The sequence below is a fragment of the Arthrobacter sp. I3 genome, assembly GCF_000520575.1.
GTDB classification, from domain to species: domain Bacteria; phylum Actinomycetota; class Actinomycetes; order Actinomycetales; family Micrococcaceae; genus Arthrobacter; species Arthrobacter humicola_A.
In genome coordinates this window covers 1-4,036 of record NZ_KI914964.1, presented here as the reverse complement: position 1 = coordinate 4,036, position 4,036 = coordinate 1, and the positions used below count along the sequence as shown (strand labels likewise).

The window sequence follows — 4,036 nt, the reverse complement described above, 5'->3', positions numbered from 1 at the left end:
TCCGGCGAAGGCCCCCACCGAGGTGGACCGGGCGACCCGTGCCCGGCGCCGGACCCGCACCCGCCGCCGCAACGGCGAGGTAGTGGCCGGCGGCGACGCACAGCCGAGCGGCGCCGAGGCCTAATCCCCTCCATGACTGACACCGTCTGGGCGCCGGACGGCAGCAACCTGGTGGTTCACGCGGACAACGCGGAATACCTCCCCACGCTGCCGGACGGCGCCTTCACACTGATTTACGTGGACCCGCCCTTCAACACCGGCCGGGTCCAGCGGCGCCAGGAAACCAGGATGGTACTCAACGCCGGCGGCGAGGGTGACCGCGTCGGGTTCAAGGGCCGGTCCTACGACACCATCAAGGGCGCGCTGCACAAGTACGACGACGCGTTCAGCGACTACTGGTCCTTCCTCGAGCCCCGGCTCGTGGAGGCCTGGCGGCTCCTGGCCGACGACGGCACCCTGTACCTGCACCTGGACTACCGAGAGGTGCACTACGCAAAGGTCATGCTGGACGCGATCTTCGGCCGCGAATGTTTCCTGAACGAGATCATCTGGGCGTACGACTACGGTGCACGGGCCAAGTACCGCTGGCCCACCAAGCACGACAACATCCTCGTCTACGTCAAGAACCCGGCAAAGTACCACTTCGACAGCGCCGAGGTGGACCGTGAGCCCTACATGGCGCCCGGACTGGTGACCCCCGCCAAGCGCGAGCTCGGCAAACTGCCCACGGACGTGTGGTGGCACACGATCGTTTCGCCGACCGGCAAGGAGAAAACCGGCTACCCGACGCAGAAGCCGGAGGGGCTGATCCGCCGCGTGGTTGCGGCCTCGAGCCGGCCGGGCGACTGGTGCCTGGACTTCTTCGCAGGTTCCGGCACGCTCGGGTCCGTGGCCGCGAAACTCGACCGCAGGTTCGTGTGCGTGGACCAGAACCAGCCGGCCATCGACGTCATGGCCAAGCGCCTGGCCGCGCAGGCGCAGTTCACGTCTTTCCCGACGGTCTGACCCGCCGCCCTCACCGCGCCCCGCCGTTCCCGGGGCCGGGGCGGGTTTTCAGCGCACCACGGACGAGCCCGTGCCCAGTTCCTCGATCCGGGCAAAGACTTCTGCGGAGGTCAGGTTCTCGCCCAGCAGGTTCGGCTTTCCTGCGCCGTGGTAATCGGAGGACCCTGTGACCAGCAGGCCATAGCGTTCGGCGATGCGGCGCAGGAACGTCCGGCCCTCCTCGGGGTTGTCCCGGTGGTAGATTTCCAGGCCTGCCAGGCCGGCGTCGATCATCTCCCGGTAGGTCCCCTCCCCCACGATCCGGCCGCGGGCGGATGCCACGGGGTGGGCGAACACCGGGACGCCCCCGGCTGCACGGACCAGTTCGACGGCGAGCGCCGGCTCCGGCGCATAGTGCTGGACCCAGTAGCGCGAGCGTGCTGTGAGGATGGAACCAAAAGCCTCGGCCCGGTCTTCCACCACACCGGCCGCGACGAGCGCGTCGGCGATGTGCGGGCGGCCCAGGGTGGCCCCCGGCGCGACGTGGTGAATCACGTCGTCCCATGTCAGCGGGTAGTCCTCCGACAAAAGGGTGACCATCTTCTGCGCCCTCGTGTGCCGGGCGTCCTTGGACTTGGTGATTTCCTCAAGCAGTCCGGGATGCGCGGGGTCGTGGAGGTAGCTGAGCAGGTGGACGCTGATGCCTTCCGCTGTGCGGCAGGAGATCTCCATCCCCGGGACCAGCGCGACCCCGGCTTTCCGGGCGGCGACGGCGGCCTCCGCCCACCCGGCAGTGGAATCGTGATCGGTCAGGGCGATGACGTCGAGGCCCGCGGCGGCGGCGGACTCCATGACGCCGGCCGGCGCCTGGGTGCCGTCGGAAACGTTGGAGTGCGCATGCAGGTCGATCCTCACCTCACCAGCCTAGTAGATGGCAGTATCCAAAGCCTCGGCCCCTTCTTGCCGGGCCCTGCAGCGGCCCTGCAGCGCGAGCGCGCCGTTGGCCTAAGCCGCGGCGCTGGTGAGACTATGGGACGGTGAACGATGCAGATAACACCCTAGTCTCCGCTTCCCAGCCCCTCGAAGAGCGCGTCAACAACCGCTCGCAGCGGCCCAGCTCCGACGCCTTCAAAGCCTTCATGGCCAGCAACTGGGCGCCGGCCTCGCAACAGCTCCCCGAGCGGGACGCCGTCGCGGGCCACGCCGCAGGCCGGCGCCGCTCCATCTCAGGCCAGTTCAAAGGTGAACGCCTGGTCATCCCCGCCGGCCCGCTGAAGGTCCGCTCGAACGACTGCGACTACCGTTTCCGGCCGCACTCCGCCTTCGCGCACCTCACCGGCCTCGGCCTGGACCACGAACCTGATGCGGTCCTGATCCTGGAACCGGTCGCGGAGGGCACCGGCGACGACGGCGGAAACCACCACGCCACGCTGTACTTCCGCCCGTTGGCCGGCCGCGACACCGAGCAGTTCTACGCCGATTCCCGCTCCGGGGAGTTCTGGATCGGCGCACGCCCGACCCTGGCCGAGTTCAAGGCCAAGCTGGGACTCGACACGGCCGACATCGCCGAACTCGAACTCGCCATCACCAAGAATGTCGGTGCGCCGGAGATCGGCGGAATCTCCATCAGGCTGGTCCGCAAGGTTGACGAGAACATTGATGCGCTCGTCGACACTGCCCGCTACAACACGGCCAAGGACCCCGACAACCTCGACCTGAGCGTGCTCGACGCCCTGGATGAGAAACTCACAGAGGCCCTCTCGGAACTGCGCCTGCTCAAGGACGAGTGGGAAATCGAACAGATGAAGATCGCCGTCGCCGCCACCGTGGCCGGCTTCACCGAGGTGGTCAAGGCGATCCCGCGGGCGCTGACCCACCACCGCGGCGAGCGCGTCGTGGAAGGGGCGTTCTTCGCCCGGGCCCGCGAGGAAGGCAACGAGCTCGGCTACGACACCATCGCCGCCTCCGGCAACAACGCCACCGTGCTGCACTGGACCCGGAACACCGGCAAGATCAACGCGGGCGAACTGCTGCTCCTGGACGCCGGAGTCGAGGCCGATTCCCTCTACACCGCGGACATCACCCGTACCCTGCCGGCCAACGGCAAGTTTTCCGAGGTCCAGCGCAAGGTCTACGAGGCAGTGCTCGACGCCGCCGACGCCGGCTTTGCCGCCGCCCAGCCGGGCACGAAGTTCCGGGACATCCACACGGCAGCCACCACGGTGCTGGCCGAGCGGCTCGCCGAATGGGGCCTCCTGCCCGTCTCCGTCGAGGAAGCCGTGAGCACCGAGGGCCAGCAGCACCGCCGGTGGATGCCGCACGGCACCAGCCACCACCTCGGCCTCGACGTCCACGACTGCGCCCAGGCGAAGCGGGAACTCTACCTCGACGGCGTGCTCACGCCCGGCATGGTGTTCACGATCGAACCCGGCCTGTACTTCAAGAGCGAGGACATCGGCATCCCCGAGGAATACCGCGGCATCGGCGTCCGGATCGAGGACGACATCCTCATGACGGCGGACGGCCCGGTCAACCTCAGCGCCGCACTGCCGCGCAAGGCCGACGACGTCGAGTCCTGGATGGCCGGCATCTACCTGGAAGTGGACGGCCAGACTCCGTAGGTCAGTCAGGCAGTAAACAGCAAGAAAAGCAGCAAAAAAGGGAGGGTCCCGGATGTTGAACTGGTCCCCGATTGTTGGACTGGCCAAATAAGATCCTAAGCCGCGAGGGCCTGGGCACGGTATTGCACCGGGCTCAGGCCCTCGAGCTTTGTCGAGATACGTTCGGTGTTGTACCAGCGGATGTACTCGTTTAGCGCTGCTTCCAGTGCGTCGGTGCTGAGGAACCGGACGTGGTGGAAGAGCTCTTCTTTGAGGTGGCCGAAGAAGTTCTCCATCACGGCGTTGTCGTAGCAATTGCCCTTGCGGGACATCGACTGGACCGCGCCGGCGCCCTCGAGGAGGGCCTGCCACGAGATGTGCTGGTATTGGAAGCCTTGGTCAGAATGCACCAGAGGTTGCTGGCCGGGCTGGAGGCAGGTGAGGGCCTGGCA

The 4,036-nt window shown here is 67.3% G+C and carries 4 protein-coding genes; 2 read left to right on the top strand and 2 right to left on the bottom strand.

Features of this window, described 5'->3' with window-relative positions; translation table 11 throughout:
• Positions 1 to 132: 132 nt before the first annotated feature.
• Positions 133 to 1,005, top strand: a complete 873-nt coding sequence (locus Y706_RS0120755; RefSeq protein ID WP_028278091.1) for a DNA-methyltransferase — start codon at positions 133 to 135, stop codon at positions 1,003 to 1,005.
• Between the two features lie 48 nt (positions 1,006 to 1,053).
• On the opposite strand, the gene Y706_RS0120750 is transcribed toward Y706_RS0120755, so the two are convergent.
• Positions 1,054 to 1,899: a PHP domain-containing protein gene (locus Y706_RS0120750; RefSeq protein ID WP_028278090.1), complete on the bottom strand. Its 846-nt coding sequence runs from the start codon at positions 1,897 to 1,899 to the stop codon at positions 1,054 to 1,056.
• 122 nt (positions 1,900 to 2,021) lie between these two features.
• Here Y706_RS0120750 and Y706_RS0120745 point away from each other — a divergent pair, with 122 nt between their 5' ends.
• On the top strand, positions 2,022 to 3,605 hold the full coding sequence (locus tag Y706_RS0120745) for an aminopeptidase P family protein (protein WP_028278089.1): 1,584 nt from the start codon (positions 2,022 to 2,024) through the stop codon (positions 3,603 to 3,605).
• A gap of 95 nt (positions 3,606 to 3,700) precedes the next feature.
• Here Y706_RS0120745 and Y706_RS0120740 read toward each other — a convergent pair.
• On the bottom strand, positions 3,701 to 4,036 hold a 336-nt coding region (locus Y706_RS0120740), incomplete at its 5' end, for an IS3 family transposase (RefSeq protein ID WP_028278088.1).

What these genes read in the sequence shown, in the direction of transcription:
- Y706_RS0120755 (WP_028278091.1), top strand. Translation starts at nt 133, where the DNA reads ATGACTGACACCGTCTGGGCGCCGGACGGCAGCAACCTGGTGGTTCAC.